Origin of the sequence: Halothece sp. PCC 7418 (genome assembly GCF_000317635.1) — a bacterium.
Classification (GTDB): Bacteria; Cyanobacteriota; Cyanobacteriia; order Cyanobacteriales; family Rubidibacteraceae; genus Halothece.
On sequence record NC_019779.1, the window covers coordinates 3,314,512 to 3,332,728 of the forward strand.

An 18,217-nucleotide genomic window follows, 5' to 3' on the forward strand; every position below is an offset into this window, starting at 1 on the left:
CACACAAGCAGCAGCCACATCCCTATCCGCCACTAGGAAGGCGTAATCTCTGACTTTTTCAGCAGACCCTAATTATGGTGAATTTCGTCATTGCCAAAAATCAGGTTTTCAGCGATCGCTAAAAAATTATTTTCATTAGCAACATAGATATCATGTAAGGTGGTGAGTTCTTGTGTTAATTGCTCACGGATTCCTAAAATCACTAACAATGAGCATTCTTTAGGAATTGATAAAACACTGCGCATCCTAGAATATTTCATAACATGATTTTGGTAATCGCCAGTTTTGCACTCAATCCAAAACGGTTTATTTTTTACTAGAAATAAAATATCTAACTCAAAATCTTCGCCATTTTGCAAAACAATTTGCGGATTTAATATACTCTGATAAACTTGGTCATTTTCTTGTAGTAACTGACAGAGACTTAAATAAACAAACCGCTCAAACCATCCACCAGTAATAAAATTAATCACCAACCCTTTCTTTTGGGGAGAGGCATAGAGCATTTTATTTTTGCGGTCATACTGGTAAGATGATAAGAAAGCATAATCGCTCATGCGGTTACAAAATTGGGTGGTGTAAGTAATTTCAGTTTTACTGCGAGAGGCTAAGTTAACTGATAAATTTTGCCCTTTAGAAAAACTGCGTTTTAACTGGATGTAAAAATAACTTAAATCAGAATACTTATCCCCTAAATAAGTCGCGAGTTTATTAAAGATCTCTTCATTTTCATCAGGAATATGATAGTTTTGCACGGTAATTCCTTGATTAATGAGCCAATTAATAACAACTTGATCATCTGCCATCGTTTCCCTTGCCTCAGGTTCGGTTTCCGATGGAGATAAAGCAGAAACGGCGGTTTGATTTTCTCTTAAATCTTGGGCAAGTTCCTGTAAATGTTGCTGAAACAAATACACTTGTTGTTGCAGAAATTGTAACCGTTCTTGTGGTGAGTCAACCGTCGTTGGTTCTGATGTTAAGCGTTGGTTAACTTGTTGACGGGTCAGGGAATAAGTACCAATGAGAGAACCGGTTGTACTTCCAATGAGGACAGCAATTTTTCCACGATTAGGAAATAAAATGGTAACTAAAATTCCGCAACTTAAGGTTAAAGTGGGCAAGATAAGAAAGTTAGCAACTTTTGAATTCATGCTCTGTCCTTATAGTGGCAAAATAGGCGCAAAATGAAGAGTGACTCCCTCTCTGGGTCAGAGATGATCATCTAAATGACGGTATATAAAGGGTGAAAAGGGCGTGCAGTATCAACGGTTTGTCATTGAAGTTGAACAGCAGCAAGGGAATGTTATTCAGTTAAATGCTGCTCAAATCCATTATTTACGGCGGGTGTTACGATTAGCGATCGGCGATCGCGCGATCGCCATGACTGGTCATGGCAGCGCTTGGATCGTTCAATTAAGCCAAGAGAACGCGGAAATCATCGCCCCCATTGAGATTCAGACTGAACTTCCCATCAACGTCACCCTATTCGTCTCTTTACCCAAGCAAGGGGTTGATGAAATTGTCCGTTGTTGTACCGAAATTGGTGTTACAACCATCGTCCCCATTTTGAGTGAACGCACAGTACTAAACCCCAGTGCTAATAAGTTAACCCGTTGGCAACGAATTGCACAAGAAGCAGCCGAACAATCGGAACGCGCGATCGTACCTACAATTGTGCAACCGATGACCCTATCCAGTGCCCTCAAGCATTACAGTTCTTGTTCCGCCCATTGTTACTTCTGTACCGCCCGCCATCCTGTTCCTTTGTTGAGTACCGTGTTATTATCCGATCAACCAGCTTGGGGGGATTCAGTTGTCATTGCAACCGGTTGTGAAGGGGGATGGACTGAAGCAGAAATTCTCGCAGCCCAAGAGGCTCAGTTCAAACTGGTTTCCCTCGGAAGGCGCGTTTTACGGTCGGTAACAGCTTCTATTACTGCCATCAGTCTAGTGGCAACTTGTTCTGAAACTATATCTCCAGATTTATGGGATCAAAAAAACCCCCCTTAGCCAAGAAGGGAGGATTCTGATTTCAACCAGAGATGAATTAGAACAAGCCTAAGGTTAAAGATTCATCTAAAGGATAAGTTGCACCAATTCCAAGCCAGAGCGTAACCACTGTCCCGAATAAGAAAACAGCCGTTGCAACTGGACGACGGAAGGGATTTTGGAACTTATTCACATTTTCGATAAAAGGAACTAACATTAAGCCGAGAGGAATCGAAGCCATAGCAGCAATTCCTAACAGCTTGTTGGGAACAATCCGTAAAATTTGGAACACAGGATAGAAATACCACTCAGGGAGAATTTCTAACGGTGTCGCAAACGGATCAGCTGGTTCACCGCTCATCGCAGGATCGAGAACGCCTAAACCAACACAGAGCCCAATCGTTCCTAAAATTACAATCGGGAAGGTATAGAGTAAGTCGTTCGGCCAAGCGGGTTCGCCGTAATAGTTATGACCCATGCCTTGGGCTAACTTCGCCCGCAGTTTCGGATCGCTTAAATCAGGTTTTTTTAAGGTGGACATTGTGATTTGTTCTCCTCTTGACAGTATTAAGACAGCTTCATTCAGGTCGCGCTTTACAAAGGACCAGAGATCCCTTGCTTACGAATCATGATGAAGTGCAGCAGCATGAAGACAGCAATAAACCAGGGTAAAACGAAGGTGTGTAAGCTGTAGAATCGGGTGAGTGTGGCTTGTCCAACACTTGCACTACCGCGAATTAACTCTACAATCAAAGGACCCACCCCAGGAATTGCTTCTGGAACACCAGAGACGATTTTGACAGCCCAATAACCGATTTGATCCCAAGGGAGAGAGTAACCCGTTACCCCAAAGGAAACGGTAATGACGGCTAAGACAACTCCTGTAATCCAAGTCAACTCACGAGGCTTTTTGAAGCCACCAGTGAGGTAAACTCGGAAAGTATGGAGGATCATCATCAACACCATCATACTTGCTGACCAACGGTGAATGGAGCGGATGAGCCAGCCGAAGTTGACCTCAGTCATCAGATATTGAACAGACGAAAATGCCTCAGCAACGGTGGGCTTGTAGTAAAACGTCATGGCAAAGCCCGTTGCAAATTGAATTAAAAAGCAGGTGAGAGTGATTCCACCGAGACAATAAAAAATGTTAACGTGAGGCGGAACATATTTACTGGCAATGTCATCAGAGATCGCCTGGACTTCCAGACGCTCGTCAAACCATTGATAAATTTTAGAATCCGTTACTTGTTTTGTGAACATGAAGCCAGACTTCCTAGACTAAAAACGTTTTTACTTTGCATCCCCTTGCTAATTTTGACATTTTTTTCTCCCTTTGCCTTGAAGCAAAATCAAAGATGGGAGGGAGAGGAAGGGGGCGATGAAGGGAATTATTACTTTTTCCTAAAGGAACTGTAACATAAATTCTTGAAGTCCGTAGCGTTAAGAAGCCTCTGTTGTTCCCTGTGTTACTGGCTCAGATGAAATTCTACTCCTTGACTAAGAGACCCGATTCTGATGAGAAACTTTACAAAATATTAAGAAAATGAGGATTAATCTTAAAAGAAAATGAATTTTCCGAGGACTTGCCTGATGCCCAGAAAGCTCGGGAGCAGAGGAAATAACGATAGTATAATAATCAGGAGTAACTGGACAGATAACAGTTAAGGTATCGAGGGAGAGTTTACTCTCTCCGACGCAAGGACATATAGGGCAACTGCCCTGAATACGCACGGAAACACTGCAACCCACTCGCTTCACGCTCAGCATGATCAAATCGACCTTTTGGCAAAAACTCTTTACTGTCATCGTTGTGATTGGTATTGCCTGGCTTAGCTGGACTACCAATGCAACTGCTTATTACAACGAGGAAGAAAAAATATTTTTACAAGCCTGGCGGATCGTGAATCAGGCTTATTTAGATGATTCTTTTAATAATCAAAATTGGTGGTTTGTCCGCCAACGCTTCCTTGAGAAGGGCTTTTCCGATCGCGAAGCCACTTATCAAGCCATTGAAGAAATGCTAGCCACCTTAGATGACCCCTTCACTCGCTTGTTACGACCAGAGCAGTATCGCAGTTTACAGGTCAACACCTCAGGGGAACTCTCGGGAGTGGGGTTACAAATTGATATTAACGCCCAAACGAAACAATTGGAAGTCGTGACTCCCATTGATGGCTCACCAGCTGAACAAGCTGGCGTGAAACCGCGCGATCGCGTTCTCGAAATTGATGGCGTGAGTACGAAAAATCTCTCCCTTGATGAAGCAGCGTCTCGGATGCGGGGGAAAGTAGGAACTCATGTCACCCTCACGGTTGAATCGGGAACGGGAGAAAACGCAACCGTGCGAGACATAGATATTGTGCGCGATCGAATCTCCCTGAATCCCGTTTATGCCCGTTTAGATAATAATGGAGAATCCCCCATTGGCTATCTGCGTCTGGCTCAATTTAGTGCCAATGCAACCAAAGAAATTGCCCATTCCGTGGCTGATCTGGAGAACCAAGGAGCGCAGGGATTTATTCTCGATTTACGAAATAACCCAGGCGGTTTGCTGCAAGCCGGGATTGAAACTGCTCGTTTATGGCTCAATTCTGGAACTGTCGTCCACACCGTCAATCGACAAGGTATGATTGGCAGTTACGGAGCAAGTGATAGTGCTGTCACCGACGCACCGTTAATTGTCCTAGTTAATCAAGGCAGTGCCAGTGCTAGCGAGATTTTAGCGGGAGCATTGCAAGATAACAATCGCGCTCAAATTGTTGGAGAAACCACCTTTGGCAAAGGCTTAATTCAATCCCTCTTCGATTTACCAGATGACTCGGGGATTGCAGTGACAGTTGCCAAGTACGAAACCCCCAGTCATCGCGATATTAACGAAGCTGGTATTGAACCAGATTACACGGTCTCCCAATCCTTAATTCCCTTCTCCCAAATGGGAACAGAAGAGGATGAACAATATCAGGAGGCGGTTAAGTTACTGACTCAGAAAACTTTAGTTGCCCAACATTAGGTCTGTGGTGGGACTCGCTGGTGGTTTTGGTGAGCAGACCGCGTTTGCTGGAGTTGTTCGAGCAGAATCGCAGCAATTTTTTTCGACGCTCCCGGTTTGCCACGGACGGCTTGCAAGCGCGATCGAATCGCTAAGCGTTGATTGGGGTGCTCTAGCCATTCCAAGGCGATTTTAGCCACTGCTTCTGGGTCAAGAGTACCGACTAACTCGGGAACAATCTCTTCTTGGGCCCAGATATTCGGCCAAGCAAAAAGGCGTTTTTTGCGTAGAACGAGCCAATTGATTAGCCTCGCCAAACTACCTCCAAGGAGAGGAAGGTTCGCTAACGTTCCTGGAATGCCATCCCAAGCACGCATCGCATCCAGTTGATAGGTGGGGAGTAAGACAATCATCGGAATTGCTAATGCCCCTAATTCGGCAGTATTTGCCCCCACTGTGGTGAAGCACAAATGACACTGGGCAAGGAGATCATAAGCTGGGAATTTTGTCCAGAGGAAGATTTTGACCCCAGTTTCCGTTTCTAAATAAGGGAGTTCGTGAGGGAGGGTTGGTAAAACTAATCGCGCACTTCCGCCCCCCAGTTTTTTCACGAGGGGATTCTGTTTGGGATCAGCATATTGGGCTAGGGTTTCTAGATCGAGTGTTGGCGCAACCGGAATGATAAACTGGGAGTTAGGACGCTGTTTTTGCAAAGTCTGCGCGATCGCGATCGTTAAAGGCACACCTTGCATCAGTTTTGCCCGTTTTGAGCCTGGTAAAATGCCGATGAGTTCGGTTCCAGTTTCGAGGTTTAAGTCAGCTGATGTTGTATTGAGAGCAATTTGCGAATCTGCCATGATGTCACCGACGGTAGTAAATTTGTGGCGATGAGATTGAGGAGCTTTCGAGATTAAGTCGGCGTTCATCACTACAAAGTGATCCACCCAGGAATGCCAGCGTGTCTCCCACTCTGCGTAGATGACGACGGAATATCCCAGTCGTTTGCCGATAACAACTGGGAAAAACTGGTCTCCCCCTAAGAATAAGACGATTCCTTGCTTAGACCAGTTCCAGTGTTCAGCGGTCTTTCCCCCTAATAAAAAAGGAAAAAATGCTTCCGCACCTTGGACTCGTGTGACACCTGGAATCGCTTTTGCCACTTCTACCTCCCGCCCTGTAGCGTGAGGACAAGGAGATAGAATCACAGAAATTCTAATTCCTAGATCTGGAGACGATTGAGATTGTAATGCTGCAACGACGGGGCGCACCCAAGTCAAGAGTTCTCCTGGCCCGTTACTCAGGATGAGAACATCAACAGCATTACGATCGGACATAAAATGAATTAACTTCTAAATCTAACCTAACTCACGGGCTCTGCAATTGCCCAACCGAATTCAAAGCAAGAAAACTGACCCTGTAGAGGGAGTTATTCATGACCAAATTGGGAACGCTTGACTTGCTGCCAAAGCGATTCCACTTCTGCTTGTAAATGCAGAAACTTAGCTTGTTGATCCGCTTGCATCAGAGATTGTTTAATTTTTCCAACATGGGCATTCTGGGAGGATTGAGTTTCAGAACGGGTTGGTGAATCAGACATCAGCGCATTAGACATGGTTGTTAGCCTTTAGCACTCAAAAAGTAAATTTATATTTCCAAACCCTTAATATAACCGAAAGAAACGTTTATGTTCTAAAGATTGTGGCAATTTTTGAACTGGCTCTGATTAGTTGCCACAAATCATTTTTAACAGCGCGATCGCGCAACCCAGAAATTTAGGGTTGCATTTGCTTTTTCTTCCAGTGTTTGCTTTTCCGACCCGTGACTCGCCGTCGCCACATCTTAAAGCTGGAGTGCTTGAGTTCGCTTCGCATTAAAGCAATAACTTGCTCTTCGTTCAAACCGTATTGAGCCTCGATCGCGTCAAACGGGACATCATCTTCCCAAGCCATTTCTATAACACGGCTGATTTCTTCTGGACTCAATTGCTTTTGCTTCATCGCAGGTTTCTTTAGCAGTGACAGATTAGGTTAAGGGAAAAGGCTCAGGGGACAGACTTAGCTGGGGAGATTGTTGCTGGTGTAGGTATCCAGTCCATAAGCAGGAGTACGTTCGTTGTAATCAACCCCTTGACCAGTGAAAGACTCTGAAAGCTGTTCAAAGGAGTCAGAACGCCAGTTACGTTCGTGGATGGGTTTGGTTTGTTCGCCACGGAAATAGGCTTGAGTACCAATCAGAGCAACCGCTACCCAACCGACGACAAATAATGCAATTAACCAAAACATAGTTGTTTTCCTCTTTTGTTAACTTATATATCCATTATGTAAATTTTTATAACAATTTGTATCTTCTTTAAGATAGATTTGCTAATGAGCGATAGGAGGAGGAAAATGCTGAGAAATAAGCCAGTAAAACTTGTTACGGAACTTTCACTTCACCCTTGTTATCTTTGATCTCACCAAGGTAATGGTCGTAAAGCGTAACGTGGAATCCATTTCTATTCACATTGTTGAGGGAAATCCTCATCTCAGGTCACTATTAGGCTGGCATTTGCAGCAAGCTGGGTTTTCCGTGTGTCAATCGGGAAGTATCCAGCAGGCGAAAAGTAACTTGAATAGTGGGGAACTGACCTTGCTGGTTTTAGATTCAGACTTACCAGATGGGGATAGCCTAGAGTTTTGCTACTGGTTACATCGCTATTACCAGGCCGTGATCTTGATGTTATCAGCACGCCACAATGAAGCTGATATTGTCGCTGGGCTAAAAGCAGGAGCAGATGATTATTTAGTCAAACCCTTTGGGATGCGAGAGTTTATGGCGCGAGTTCAAGCTCTGGCACGACGATTTCGAGGGACTAATGTTCCGTTATTGCTCGATTATGGGCAACTGAAAATTAATTTGGCGCAGCGTAAAGTGTATCTAAAAGGGGAAAAAATTGAATTTACCCCACAAGAATTTAGCTTACTGTACGTTTTAGCACAAGCGCAAGGGTTAGCTCTCTCTCGCTTAGAATTACTGCGTCGAGCTTGGCCAGAAGCCATTGATAATCCTCGCACCATTGACACCCATATTTTATCGTTGCGAAAAAAACTGGAAACGAATCCTCGTCAGCCCTTGCTGATTCAAACTGTGCGTAATGTCGGGTATCGTTTAAATGTTGATGCCCTGAGTTCAAAAAATTTGATTAAAGGGAGTTCAAGAACTCCGTTGGCTCAAATCAACGAGAGTTCTTTAGCCAATGTCTCTGTTTCTAACATTCACAACCAAGAATCCATGTCTTGAACTAAATTAGGAGTGAGGCATTCAGCAAATTAACCCCCAGTCGATGAACTTGTAGCAAGATTTCAGGTTTTCCGATAATATGAAGATTTGAAAAGGAAGTCAGCAACAACTCCTGTGTGGATTACCTCAACGCCAGAACGGGCTTTAACGCCAACCGCGATCGCGCTGGGCAATTTTGACGGCGTTCATCAAGGACACCGCAATGTCATTCAACCGGTTTTAGAACAGTCGGTGCGTTCCACTGTGGTCACGTTTCATCCCCATCCGCGAGAATATTTTAGTGGACAACCCTGTTCTCTCCTCACGCCCCTAGAAGAAAAAATTAGTCATCTTAAGGCTTTGGGCATTCAACAACTGGTTTTACTCCCTTTCAATCAGGAACTGGCTGCCCTTTGTGCGGAAGAGTTTGTTCAAAAAATTTTAATTGAGCAGTTACATCCCCATTACATCAGTGTGGGTGAAGATTTTCGTTTTGGCTATAAACGACAGGGAAGTGCCCAAGATTTACGCGCGATCGCGTCCTCCTATCATGTCGCGGTCAATATTGCCAACTTACGAACTAAGGCAAAAGAACGTATTAGCAGTTCTCGCATCCGTGAAGCCATTAATCAAGGTCAAGTTGAACTCGCCAAGCAACTCTTAGGACGACCCTATACCCTCAACGGAACCGTCGTCACTGGCGAACAACGGGGACGCACCATTGGTTTTCCCACCGCTAACCTTGTCCTTCCTCGCAATAAGCTGATTCCCTGCTATGGTGTCTATGCCGTAGAAGTGACAAGTATCACTTATCCCCTTCTTTCTCCTCATCCCGCAGTCATGAATATTGGAATGCGTCCCACCGTCAACGGACAACATCCCACCATTGAAATTCATCTTCTTGATTGGACAGGAGACTTGTATCAGCACAGCTTGAGCGTACAATTAAAGCAGTTTCTGCGCCCAGAAGCCAAATTTGAATCTTTAGAAGCCCTCAAAGCCCAAATTAATAAAGATTGCGAAACGGCTCGTCAACTTCTGCCCTATCCCTCCTCCCAACCGATAAATTCATGAGAGACTATATCCAACAACTGACCGATAACATTGCCCAATTTTTCGTGGGTAAAGACACATCTGTACGTTTAGTAATTGTTGCCCTCCTCAGTGGCGGTCATCTGCTGCTGGAAGATGTCCCCGGTGTTGGAAAAACCCTTCTTGCCAAATCTCTAGCGCGATCCATTAATGGCAAATTTCAACGGATTCAGTGTACTCCAGATTTGCTTCCCTCTGATGTGACTGGAACTAATATTTGGAATCAGCGCGATCAAGTGTTTGAATTTGTTCCGGGTCCAGTTTTTGCCAATATTTTTCTGGCGGATGAAGTCAACCGAGCCACACCGCGCACTCAGTCCGCGTTATTAGAGGTGATGGAAGAACAACAAGTTACCATTGATGGCGAAACTCGTCCAGTCAAAAAACCCTTTTTTGTTATTGCGACCCAAAATCCCATTGAATATCAAGGGACATTCCCCTTGCCAGAAGCACAAATGGATCGCTTTGCCCTGTCTTTAAGTTTGGGCTATCCTAGTGCCGAGGAAGAATTACAGATGTTACAGCTTCAGGGGAATGACTTAAAAGATTTACAGCCCTCGATTTCTCCAGAAGACGTTTTAGAATTACAGCAGCAAGTGTTAGCAGTAAAAGTTGCAACCCCCCTACAGCAGTACATTCTCAACCTTGTGCGAGCTTCTAGAGAAGATGAAGAGGTACGCTTAGGGGTGAGCCCGAGGGGTACAGTTGCTCTACAACGGACAACACAAGCTCTTGCGTTTCTGGAAGGACGAGATTATGCGATCCCCGATGATGTGAAATTGCTTGCCCCTTATGTTTTATCTCATCGCCTGATTCCAACAGGAGGACGTAAAGAAAAGATGATTGTGGAGCGCATTTTACGAACGGTTCCTGTGGAAAGTTGAAGGCGGATTTCGGTTTTCCCCTCCCAACCCAGCAATACTGAGGGTGACAATCGCCACCCCAATGACTTGTCTGGGATCTAGGGTTTCCTGTAGGATGAACCAAGCAACGAGGGCCGTTAAAGCGGGCTCGATCGAGCCCACGAGAGTGGCAGTTGCAGCCCCCACTAAACGAATCCCTAAATTGGTAAAGACTAAGCCCCCCAAGGTAATCAAGCCTGAGCCAGCACTCCAAACCAGTAGCGGTAACCAGAGGGGCTGAGAAATCCTAATCTGGAGGAGAAGACTGGTGAGACTTGCCAAGAGAAAGAGTAGAGAAAACGTAATCAGAGAAAAAGAAATGGGATGAAATTGCATGAGAGCCTTTTGAGCGGTTACAGCATATAACGCAAAGCCCACACCAGCCCCGAAAGCGCAAATAACACCAAAGGTAAACTGTGAGGAAAGATTGCCCTGTAATTCGGGTGTGACCAAAATTAAACCCAATGTCACACCAGCAATAATCAGCCAACGGAACAAGTTAGGCTGAGCGCGATCGCGCCACCAGCCCAATAACATAGCAATAATCGGATGAATAAAAAAAAGAGTCACTGCAATCCCAGCGGGAATACTACCAATGGCGAGATAAAGTAAGATCACCGTGAAAAAATAAATTGTACCACTGAGTAAGGGCGATTTTAAGCGCGATCGCGCTTGGGTAATTTCAGTAAAGGTTTTGGGATAGATCCGCAATGCAAGCAAACCCAAAAATAGCATCATAAAAAACGTGCGAGTTTGCAGAAACAGAATTGTATGCTCAAAGTTAGAGGTTAAAATCCCTCCAATTTCTGCATTCCCCTGAAAAAACAGGCGAACAATCACATTTTGCAGCGACAAAAAGCCCCCTGCAAGCAACATTACTAAAATACCAACCATAAAAAATTTACAACTAACGGTAAGATTTGGAACAGGAAACCCAAAGCAGGTCTCTGTTATTTTCCGAACACTGCTCAACTGGCAAGTCTAACCATCTATTATCTATTGCTATGTCTCCCTCTTCTCATTCAACCATTCTTGTTACTGGTGGCGCGGGTTATATTGGTTCCCATGCTGTACTAGCTTTACAAGCAAAAGGCTACAACGTTGTCATTCTGGATAACTTAGTTTACGGACATCAGGATATTGTCGAAAAGAATCTCAAAGCCGAACTGATTGTTGGTGATACCAGCGATCGCGCACTCCTTAACGAAATCTTCAAAACCCGAGAGATTGCTGCCGTCATGCACTTTGCAGCTTATGCTTATGTCGGCGAATCGGTAACCAACCCCGCCAAATATTATCACAACAATGTCGTTGGTACGCTGACGTTATTAGAAGCGATGCAAGAAGCAGGGATTAATAAATTTGTTTTTTCTTCCACCTGCGCCACTTATGGTATTCCTGAAACCGTTCCCATCCCAGAAACCCATCCCCAAAATCCCATTAACCCTTATGGCGCAAGCAAGTTAATGGTGGAGCGGATCTTACAAGATTTCGACATCGCCTATAATCTCAAGTCGGTTATTTTCCGTTATTTCAATGCAGCAGGGGCTGATCCGCAAGGGCGAACGGGAGAAGATCATAACCCTGAAACCCATCTCATTCCCCTGATTTTACTGACCGCTCTGGGGAAACGGGATGCCATTAAAATCTTTGGTACAGATTACCCCACCCGTGATGGCACCTGCATCCGTGACTATATTCATGTTGCCGATTTAGCGCAAGCTCATGTTTTAGGCTTAGAATACTTACTGGCTGGGGGAGGAAGCGATGTTTTTAACCTCGGTAACGGCAATGGTTTTACCGTGCGAGAAATGATTGCAACGGCAAAAGCAATTACCGAAAAAGACTTTACAGTCCAAGAAACCGACCGTCGTCTGGGTGATCCTGCAATGTTAGTGGGGAGTAGTGAAAAAGCCCGTCAAATTTTGAATTGGCAGCCTCAATACGCCGATTTGAATGATATTATTAGTCATGCTTGGCAATGGCATCAACAACGGCATGACAAGCTGGGTGAACAAGCAAATCGACCCAACTCGCTTGCAAGTTGAGCCGAAAGATGTTAAGCTGTCCTCTCTATAATTGAGTATTTTTCAGGACTGATCTAAACCCGACCTTGGGCACTAACAGCTTGAACAGCTTGCTCTTCCTCAGGTTGAACAATTCTAAGGCTGGGGAAGAGGAAGTGATTTTCTTCTACATATTGTGCTCCGAAGAGCCCTTTTTCTGCCCAAAAATACCGATCCGTAGTATGTTCATTCCGTCTGACTACGACGAGAGCAGGAGGAGCAATTCCTTTCGCAGAAATATATTTTCTCGCTGCAGTTACTGGCTTATATTCACCACTTTCGATATTATATTGAGGCACTAAGGAGAGGATTTTCCGTCCTTCCTGGCGACGACGACTTTTGCGTTTGCGTTTTCTTGCCAAGTCCGTTACCTCCTAGCTTGATTTATAAATGTAATGGCAGTTACAAAATTCGTGCCAATTATAGGTTGAACTGGCAAATTTTTCAAGTTCTCTGGTTTGACTCGTAAAATCAACTTGAAACCTTGCTAGATAAGGAACAGACAGTTATGCTTTTGGTAAAAATAGCAACATTTAATGAATTGATTGTAAATATTCTTCATAATAGGCTCTGGGGGATTGACGCTCGTCTTCTCGTAGATAACTCAATAATTATACATATAGTTTAATATTCCCCTGATCGCTGAAACCCTGATGAGGGAACGATCTGGTTAGAGAGAACAACATCTGTTACCCAACTTCAACAAGATATTTAATAAAGATTTAAGATTTCTGACGTTTTGCCCTCAACTTGGGTAAACTCCCCTATGGTAGTGGGTAGTTTCTCTATAAAGAAACCAAACACCCTTGAAGTTTGACTTCTGAGATCATGATGAAACAACTCTCTAATTTATTAAGTTCCTTCGTTGTAACCGTGGTAATTAGCTTTACTTTTCCTGTGATGCTAGTCCTAGGGTTATTAACGATCGCGCTCGGCATTAGTTACTTTCCGGGCTTAGAAAGCATTGGTGAGGTTAGCCTCAATCAACTGCTAGCATTCTTGAGTATTTTTGGCGCGGGCTCAGTTTCTAGGGGGGTGATTGTCATTGGCTTAACCCTAGCGCTCGTTGCAGGATGGTTCGATATTTATACCCTGTATCGTTTTTACCAATTCAAACAGTTGGATTCAGAACCCTCGAAAAACTCTTAAGGAGCAGCCCAGAGAACAACTGCTCCTAATCAAGATCAAAGATAGGCAATTGGAAAACAATTAACCAATAAAACCAAGGAGTAAGACGGCAATTCCGCCGCATACCGCAAGCAGGCTCAACACTGCCCCAGCATTGGGACTTCCTTTCCAAGAATACTTTTTATCGTCCATGGTTTGTTACACTTCTTTACAAAACGGTTAACCCTATGATGACATTTTCTGCTTAAATTGTCAGGGTGACGTTTGCGCAAACATTAAAGACTGTGAAGCTATTTGTTTATGACACCCCAGAGTTAACACCAATCGATCATCTCCCAGACTGTGCTGTGGTGATTGATGTGTTACGAGCGACAACCACGATCGCGACAGTTTTAGCGGCTGGTGCAGAGGCAGTTCAAGCCTTCAGTGATATTGAAGAATTAATGAGTGTAAGTGAACAATGGGACAGTAACCGTCGTTTGCGAGCGGGAGAGCGCGGTGGCTCGAAAGTAGAAGGTTGCGATTTAGGAAATTCTCCTTTGGAATGTCCCTCAGAACAAGTGCAGGGAAAGCGTTTTTTTCTCAGCACAACCAATGGCACGCGGGCTCTACAACGAGTGGAGAAAGCCCCCCATGTCCTTACGGCTGCCTTTGTTAATGATCGCTCAGTCATTGACTATTTACAGCAGCATCAGCCCGAAACAGTTTGGCTGGTTGGCTCAGGGTGGCAAGGAAGTTATTCCTTAGAAGACACAGCTTGTGCTGGGGCAATCGCTCACGCCTTACTCGGGAATCTCAGTCATGATCAAGTAGAAGTGATTGGGAATGATGAAGTCATTGGCGCGATCGCGCTTTATTGCCAATGGCAAAGCAAGCTCTTAGAATTATTCCGTTTTTCCAGTCACGGACAACGGCTCTTACGCTTAGAACGAGAAGATGACTTAATTTATTGTGCCAAACGAGACTGCTTAAAAGTCATTCCGACGCAAAAAGAACCAGGTGTGTTGATTGCGGGTTTAGAGAAAACATAGATTGAGCGCGATCGAGCGAAGGAAGCTCGCTGCCAAAAGCAATCGCCCTTGCAAGTTTCTTTTACCCACCACACTTCAACACCTGCTTAGCCATTGACTTGGTTTCTGGTTGGCTTAGGCATTTGCTTTTTTAGCACATATAGCAAATGCAGGCCCATTGGGATGATCAAGATGTTCAAAATTTATTTCTATATCGACAAATCCAAAGTTGCTCAACGCTTTTATTATGCTATCTCGAGTTAACCATTTACTTGTTGGTTCGAGACCACCACAGAAACCTGACCAGCCTAAAGCATTCTGATACGACTGAGTAGAGTATTCATAAGAAACGCCCTCATATTTTAATAAACTGAGGGGACTAAATTTATCTCTTAACTCTTCTCTATTTAAGATAATCTCTTGGTCATAGTAATGAGTCCAAATAAATAATCTGTCAGACACTCTTGAGATGAGTTTTAGCAACTTAACAGGATTCTCCATGTGATACAAAATCCCACTAGCAAAAACCATGTCGTATTTTGAATCATCCTTTTCAAGAAAGAGCATAAAATCACCCAATCTAAATTCTACCTGATCGAGATTCAAGATTTCTTTAATAGATAAGCATTTCAAAAAAGCACGTATATTAGCTTCAATAGATATAACCTTGCTAGCATTTCTATTCTGAAACATATAAGAATGTCCACCTTCAAGAGGCCCCAATTCTAGTATTTTCCAATTAGAGAAGTTGCCAAAAACTTGTTCTGCCCAGACAACGCGACTGTCTTCAAAGAGTCTGGCTGTACCTGGTTGTGTCACCAAACCCAAGTCGTCAGGAAGTTGGGATGACCATTCTCCGTTGAAGATCTCTATAATATTCTGATGGCTGGGCTCTGATCGCACATATTCGTCTAAAATTTCCATGGGTTCTTCTTCATCAGTTTTTTGGGCTCTCACTTCGGGAAAAAACGTCCTCAAAAACTTCTTGAATAGATGAGTGATATGATGGATTTTAAGCATTATTTTGACCAGACAAAGAAAAGCAAGGTTAATTAGATTCAATGCTGTATCATATCATATTTTAAGATGTCTTCTAAAATTCCTGAATACCAAATTAGGCGTTTTCAATCTAGTGATGCCCAACAAATCGCGCAACTTTTTCACGATACAATTCGCAATATTAACCGCCGAGATTATTCTTTTTCTCAAGTGAAAGCATGGGCTCCCGATCAGATTTATTTCCGCAATTGGGCAACAGAATGTTCAAAATATTTCACCTATGTTGCTGATTGGAAAGGAACAATTCTTGGCTTTTCTGAATTAGAAGCAAATGGGGATATCCACTGTTTTTACTGTCATTATCAGTATCAAGGGTGTGGTGTCGGTCGCCAACTTTATCAAACTATTGAAAACCAAGCCATTCAACTACAACTCACTCGCTTAGTGACAGCAGCAAGTATTACGGCTCAACCTTTCTTTGAAAAAATGGGGTTTTCTGTGGTGAAACCACAAATCGTTAGTCGTCGTGGGGAAACCTTCAGCAATTACCTTATGGAAAAATATCTTTGAGAAATTAAATTATCTTTACAAAGCGATTGGTCTCTACCATAGCAATCCTAAATCAATTGTAAATTATCCCCCCTAGCCCCCTAGGGTCGTTTCATTCTTTTAAAATCAACTCCCCTGTGGGGAAATGGGGAGATTGGGAGATGGGGGGTGGGAGAGATTTCATGACTCTTTTTTCTGATTAATTCGTCAAAAAGTAAGAAAGAAGTATCAATTAACTGCCCCAAAAGGCTTTCAGGACTTGTGCGATAAATTTAAGGGGGAGAAAATTGGCAACAAACCGAACCTGAAGAAAAAGACTTTGCCCAATGCAAACGCTATATTCAAATTACGATTAAGCGCCATCAGCGTCAAAAACAGCAAGGATGAATCATGACTTTGCCCAATATCAAGATTTCTCAGTTGCGTGCCTTGGTTGCAGTTGCTCAACATCAGAATTTTAGTCAAGCTGCTTTAGACTTAAATGTTTCACAATCTGGCATTAGTCACGCGATCGCGTCCTTAGAAGAAGAATTAGGAGTGCAACTGCTGCATCGAGGGCGACATGGGGCAAAACTAACAGCCGTAGGAGAACAAATTGTTAAGCACGCAGAAACCATTTTTAGCAGTATTTCTGACATTGTAAGTACTGCTCAACACGCCAAAGGGTTAGATGGTGGAAGTGTCTGCATTGCAACCTTTCGCAGTCTTGCAACAAACATTATTCCAGAAATTTTAGTCCAATTTCGCGCTCAATTTCCGAACATTAAGGTCAGTATTGCTGAGTATGAAGAAGCGACCGAATTAGAACAAGCCTTACATCAAGGAAGTGCTGATATTAGCTTAAGCGATTTACTGAATCCACAAAATTTTGATTGCTTTGAACTACTCAGAGATGAGTATATTGTTTTGCTTCCTCCCAATACGGTCATTCCTGAAAAGGTAGAAAAGCTGACATGGGAAGAATTAGCAAGTTTTCCGTTAATTCTGCCCAATAGTCAAAGTTGTTCTAAACATATTAATCCTTATATTCAAGACAAAGAAATCCCTTTAGAAGTAGCGTATAGAATTCGGGGAGACTCTACCATCATTAGTTTAGTCAAGCAAGGCTTAGGGGCTGCAATTCTTCCTCGTTTAGCTGCAGAACCCATTCCAGATTCAATTTGCGCTTATCACTTACCAATTCCCCTAGAGCGTGTGATTCATGTGGCGATGCGGAAAGATGCGATGCACACACCCGCCACCTATGCGTTCCTAGAAACCCTACGAGACTTTAAACATTAAGCTAGTATCAATTTTACTCATGGAATAGATGCAGATTACTTTTTGATCTCTCCCGAAATTGACTTTAGAGTGAATTTAGAAACAAAAAATACATCTTTTCAGGAGAAATAAATAATGAAACGGGGTCGTGTCTTACATGAAAAAGTTTTAGTTTCTCATCAAATTATTCCCTATCCTCAAGCAAAAGAGAAACTATCCAGTCTTAAGTTTACCTTACATCAATTATGGCAGGATTTCGTCCGTTATTTAACGCAACCACCAGAACCAAAAGTTTGGAAGAAAACCAATCGTCATGGAGAAATATTCTGGGAAGTGTATGATCCGTATCGTAACCTAAAAGCCACTTTTACGTCAGAATTAGAAGTAAGAATGTGGTTAGACCAGCGCTATTACCAATAGTTTCCCAAAAATGGGTTGGGATCAATCAATTCAACCTAACCCATCATTATAATTGGAGGATTGATAATCATGAAACAAGAAAAAGTACATCACTACTCCGCGCAAGTTACTTGGAAGGGAAATCAAGGTCAAGGAACAGCTAATTATCGAAGTTATCAGCGATGTTATGAAATTAAAATTGATAATAAACCTGCATTGCAAGGATCTGCTGATCCAGCTTTTTTAGGAGATCCGAGTCTGTATAATCCAGAAGAATTATTAGTTGCTTCTCTATCGGCTTGTCATCTCCTTTGGTACTTACATTTTTGTGCGGATTCATCAATTATTGTCACTGGTTATATTGATCAACCCGTGGGAACCATGATCCAAACTCCAGAAGGAAAGGGCTATTTTAGTGAGGTCATTCTCAGACCTTTGGTTACAATTCAATCTCCAGATAAAATTGAACGAGCAAAACAGTTGCATCATCAAGCCCATGACTATTGTTTTATTGCCAACTCGGTTAATTTTTCGGTAAAATGTGAGCCTTTAATCGAATTAGAATCAGTTTAA

At 43.2% G+C, this 18,217-nt stretch carries 22 protein-coding genes; 12 read left to right on the forward strand and 10 right to left on the reverse strand.

Features of this window, described 5'->3' with window-relative positions; genetic code table 11:
- Window positions 1–68: 68 nt before the first annotated feature.
- Window positions 69–1,151 (reverse strand): Card1-like endonuclease domain-containing protein, encoded by a 1,083-nt coding sequence (locus PCC7418_RS15110; protein WP_015227058.1) that lies wholly within the window; start codon window positions 1,149–1,151, stop codon window positions 69–71.
- Window positions 1,152–1,254: 103 nt separating this feature from the next.
- Between PCC7418_RS15110 and PCC7418_RS15115 the strand changes: the two genes are divergently transcribed.
- Window positions 1,255–2,010: a 16S rRNA (uracil(1498)-N(3))-methyltransferase gene (locus tag PCC7418_RS15115; protein ID WP_015227059.1), complete on the forward strand. Its 756-nt coding sequence runs from the start codon at window positions 1,255–1,257 to the stop codon at window positions 2,008–2,010.
- A 37-nt stretch (window positions 2,011–2,047) separates the two neighbouring features.
- Here the strand turns inward: PCC7418_RS15115 and petD are convergent, their stop codons facing one another.
- Window positions 2,048–2,530: a cytochrome b6-f complex subunit IV gene (gene petD, locus PCC7418_RS15120; RefSeq protein WP_015227060.1), complete on the reverse strand. Its 483-nt coding sequence runs from the start codon at window positions 2,528–2,530 to the stop codon at window positions 2,048–2,050.
- Window positions 2,531–2,583: 53 nt separating this feature from the next.
- Window positions 2,584–3,252: a cytochrome b6 gene (gene petB, locus PCC7418_RS15125; RefSeq protein ID WP_015227061.1), complete on the reverse strand. Its 669-nt coding sequence runs from the start codon at window positions 3,250–3,252 to the stop codon at window positions 2,584–2,586.
- A gap of 505 nt (window positions 3,253–3,757) precedes the next feature.
- Between petB and ctpA the strand changes: the two genes are divergently transcribed.
- Complete coding sequence (gene ctpA, locus PCC7418_RS15130; RefSeq protein WP_015227062.1) at window positions 3,758–5,002, forward strand: carboxyl-terminal processing protease CtpA; 1,245 nt, start codon at window positions 3,758–3,760, stop codon at window positions 5,000–5,002.
- Here the strand turns inward: ctpA and PCC7418_RS15135 are convergent.
- From PCC7418_RS15135 to PCC7418_RS15150, 4 genes are all read right to left on the reverse strand, one after another.
- A complete protein-coding gene (locus PCC7418_RS15135; protein ID WP_015227063.1) occupies window positions 4,999–6,315 on the reverse strand; it encodes a hypothetical protein in 1,317 nt (438 codons plus the stop codon). The genes ctpA and PCC7418_RS15135 overlap by 4 nt on opposite strands.
- A gap of 92 nt (window positions 6,316–6,407) precedes the next feature.
- Window positions 6,408–6,593, reverse strand: coding sequence for a hypothetical protein (locus tag PCC7418_RS15140; RefSeq protein WP_015227064.1), 186 nt, complete (start codon window positions 6,591–6,593; stop codon window positions 6,408–6,410).
- A 160-nt stretch (window positions 6,594–6,753) separates the two neighbouring features.
- A complete protein-coding gene (locus PCC7418_RS15145; RefSeq protein WP_015227065.1) occupies window positions 6,754–6,978 on the reverse strand; it encodes a TIGR03643 family protein in 225 nt (74 codons plus the stop codon).
- 57 nt (window positions 6,979–7,035) lie between these two features.
- Window positions 7,036–7,263: a photosystem II protein, Psb35-related gene (locus PCC7418_RS15150; RefSeq protein WP_015227066.1), complete on the reverse strand. Its 228-nt coding sequence runs from the start codon at window positions 7,261–7,263 to the stop codon at window positions 7,036–7,038.
- A 199-nt stretch (window positions 7,264–7,462) separates the two neighbouring features.
- Here PCC7418_RS15150 and PCC7418_RS15155 point away from each other — a divergent pair, with 199 nt between their 5' ends.
- The 3 genes from PCC7418_RS15155 to PCC7418_RS15165 all read left to right on the forward strand — a co-directional run bounded on the left by PCC7418_RS15155 (window position 7,463) and on the right by PCC7418_RS15165 (window position 10,215).
- Complete coding sequence (locus PCC7418_RS15155) at window positions 7,463–8,260, forward strand: response regulator transcription factor (RefSeq protein WP_051030589.1); 798 nt, start codon at window positions 7,463–7,465, stop codon at window positions 8,258–8,260.
- 114 nt (window positions 8,261–8,374) lie between these two features.
- Window positions 8,375–9,313 carry a bifunctional riboflavin kinase/FAD synthetase gene (locus tag PCC7418_RS15160; RefSeq protein WP_015227068.1) on the forward strand — a complete coding sequence of 313 codons (939 nt, stop codon included), beginning with the start codon at window positions 8,375–8,377 and terminating at the stop codon, window positions 9,311–9,313.
- A complete protein-coding gene (locus PCC7418_RS15165; protein ID WP_015227069.1) occupies window positions 9,310–10,215 on the forward strand; it encodes a MoxR family ATPase in 906 nt (301 codons plus the stop codon). Before PCC7418_RS15160 ends, PCC7418_RS15165 begins: the two co-directional genes overlap by 4 nt.
- Here the strand turns inward: PCC7418_RS15165 and PCC7418_RS15170 are convergent.
- Entirely contained in the window at window positions 10,189–11,127 is a 939-nt protein-coding gene (locus PCC7418_RS15170; RefSeq protein ID WP_015227070.1) for an EamA family transporter, read from the reverse strand. The genes PCC7418_RS15165 and PCC7418_RS15170 overlap by 27 nt on opposite strands.
- Window positions 11,128–11,237: 110 nt before the next feature.
- Here PCC7418_RS15170 and galE point away from each other — a divergent pair, with 110 nt between their 5' ends.
- Window positions 11,238–12,281, forward strand: a complete 1,044-nt coding sequence (gene galE, locus PCC7418_RS15175; protein WP_015227071.1) for a UDP-glucose 4-epimerase GalE — start codon at window positions 11,238–11,240, stop codon at window positions 12,279–12,281.
- Window positions 12,282–12,334: 53 nt separating this feature from the next.
- Here the strand turns inward: galE and PCC7418_RS15180 are convergent, their stop codons facing one another.
- Complete coding sequence (locus PCC7418_RS15180) at window positions 12,335–12,661, reverse strand: DUF3155 domain-containing protein (RefSeq protein WP_015227072.1); 327 nt, start codon at window positions 12,659–12,661, stop codon at window positions 12,335–12,337.
- Window positions 12,662–13,127: 466 nt separating this feature from the next.
- On the opposite strand from PCC7418_RS15180, the gene PCC7418_RS15185 reads away from it, so the two are divergent.
- Both PCC7418_RS15185 and PCC7418_RS15190 read left to right on the forward strand, forming a co-directional pair.
- On the forward strand, window positions 13,128–13,448 hold the full coding sequence (locus tag PCC7418_RS15185; protein WP_216086646.1) for a hypothetical protein: 321 nt from the start codon (window positions 13,128–13,130) through the stop codon (window positions 13,446–13,448).
- A 263-nt stretch (window positions 13,449–13,711) separates the two neighbouring features.
- On the forward strand, window positions 13,712–14,458 hold the full coding sequence (locus PCC7418_RS15190; protein WP_041596726.1) for a 2-phosphosulfolactate phosphatase family protein: 747 nt from the start codon (window positions 13,712–13,714) through the stop codon (window positions 14,456–14,458).
- A gap of 114 nt (window positions 14,459–14,572) precedes the next feature.
- On the opposite strand, the gene PCC7418_RS15195 is transcribed toward PCC7418_RS15190, so the two are convergent.
- Complete coding sequence (locus PCC7418_RS15195) at window positions 14,573–15,361, reverse strand: class I SAM-dependent methyltransferase (protein WP_041596727.1); 789 nt, start codon at window positions 15,359–15,361, stop codon at window positions 14,573–14,575.
- Between the two features lie 162 nt (window positions 15,362–15,523).
- Between PCC7418_RS15195 and PCC7418_RS15200 the strand changes: the two genes are divergently transcribed.
- From PCC7418_RS15200 to PCC7418_RS15215, 4 genes are all read left to right on the forward strand, one after another.
- Window positions 15,524–16,006: a GNAT family N-acetyltransferase gene (locus tag PCC7418_RS15200; protein ID WP_015227076.1), complete on the forward strand. Its 483-nt coding sequence runs from the start codon at window positions 15,524–15,526 to the stop codon at window positions 16,004–16,006.
- A 369-nt stretch (window positions 16,007–16,375) separates the two neighbouring features.
- Entirely contained in the window at window positions 16,376–17,266 is an 891-nt protein-coding gene (locus PCC7418_RS15205) for a LysR family transcriptional regulator (protein ID WP_015227077.1), read from the forward strand.
- 114 nt (window positions 17,267–17,380) lie between these two features.
- Entirely contained in the window at window positions 17,381–17,665 is a 285-nt protein-coding gene (locus tag PCC7418_RS15210) for a hypothetical protein (RefSeq protein ID WP_015227078.1), read from the forward strand.
- Between the two features lie 69 nt (window positions 17,666–17,734).
- Window positions 17,735–18,217 (forward strand): OsmC family protein, encoded by a 483-nt coding sequence (locus tag PCC7418_RS15215; protein WP_015227079.1) that lies wholly within the window; start codon window positions 17,735–17,737, stop codon window positions 18,215–18,217.

Coding starts and splice junctions, on each gene's coding strand:
- PCC7418_RS15110 (WP_015227058.1), bottom strand. CDS start 1,151: ATGAATTCAAAAGTTGCTAACTTTCTTATCTTGCCCACTTTAACCTTA.
- petD (WP_015227060.1), bottom strand. CDS start 2,530: ATGTCCACCTTAAAAAAACCTGATTTAAGCGATCCGAAACTGCGGGCG.
- petB (WP_015227061.1), bottom strand. CDS start 3,252: ATGTTCACAAAACAAGTAACGGATTCTAAAATTTATCAATGGTTTGAC.
- ctpA (WP_015227062.1), top strand. CDS start 3,758: ATGATCAAATCGACCTTTTGGCAAAAACTCTTTACTGTCATCGTTGTG.
- PCC7418_RS15135 (WP_015227063.1), bottom strand. CDS start 6,315: ATGTCCGATCGTAATGCTGTTGATGTTCTCATCCTGAGTAACGGGCCA.
- PCC7418_RS15140 (WP_015227064.1), bottom strand. CDS start 6,593: ATGTCTAATGCGCTGATGTCTGATTCACCAACCCGTTCTGAAACTCAA.
- PCC7418_RS15145 (WP_015227065.1), bottom strand. CDS start 6,978: ATGAAGCAAAAGCAATTGAGTCCAGAAGAAATCAGCCGTGTTATAGAA.
- PCC7418_RS15150 (WP_015227066.1), bottom strand. CDS start 7,263: ATGTTTTGGTTAATTGCATTATTTGTCGTCGGTTGGGTAGCGGTTGCT.
- PCC7418_RS15165 (WP_015227069.1), top strand. CDS start 9,310: ATGAGAGACTATATCCAACAACTGACCGATAACATTGCCCAATTTTTC.
- PCC7418_RS15170 (WP_015227070.1), bottom strand. CDS start 11,127: ATGGTTGGTATTTTAGTAATGTTGCTTGCAGGGGGCTTTTTGTCGCTG.
- galE (WP_015227071.1), top strand. CDS start 11,238: ATGTCTCCCTCTTCTCATTCAACCATTCTTGTTACTGGTGGCGCGGGT.
- PCC7418_RS15185 (WP_216086646.1), top strand. CDS start 13,128: ATGATGAAACAACTCTCTAATTTATTAAGTTCCTTCGTTGTAACCGTG.
- PCC7418_RS15195 (WP_041596727.1), bottom strand. CDS start 15,361: ATGGAAATTTTAGACGAATATGTGCGATCAGAGCCCAGCCATCAGAAT.
- PCC7418_RS15200 (WP_015227076.1), top strand. CDS start 15,524: ATGTCTTCTAAAATTCCTGAATACCAAATTAGGCGTTTTCAATCTAGT.
- PCC7418_RS15205 (WP_015227077.1), top strand. CDS start 16,376: ATGACTTTGCCCAATATCAAGATTTCTCAGTTGCGTGCCTTGGTTGCA.
- PCC7418_RS15210 (WP_015227078.1), top strand. CDS start 17,381: ATGAAACGGGGTCGTGTCTTACATGAAAAAGTTTTAGTTTCTCATCAA.
- PCC7418_RS15215 (WP_015227079.1), top strand. CDS start 17,735: ATGAAACAAGAAAAAGTACATCACTACTCCGCGCAAGTTACTTGGAAG.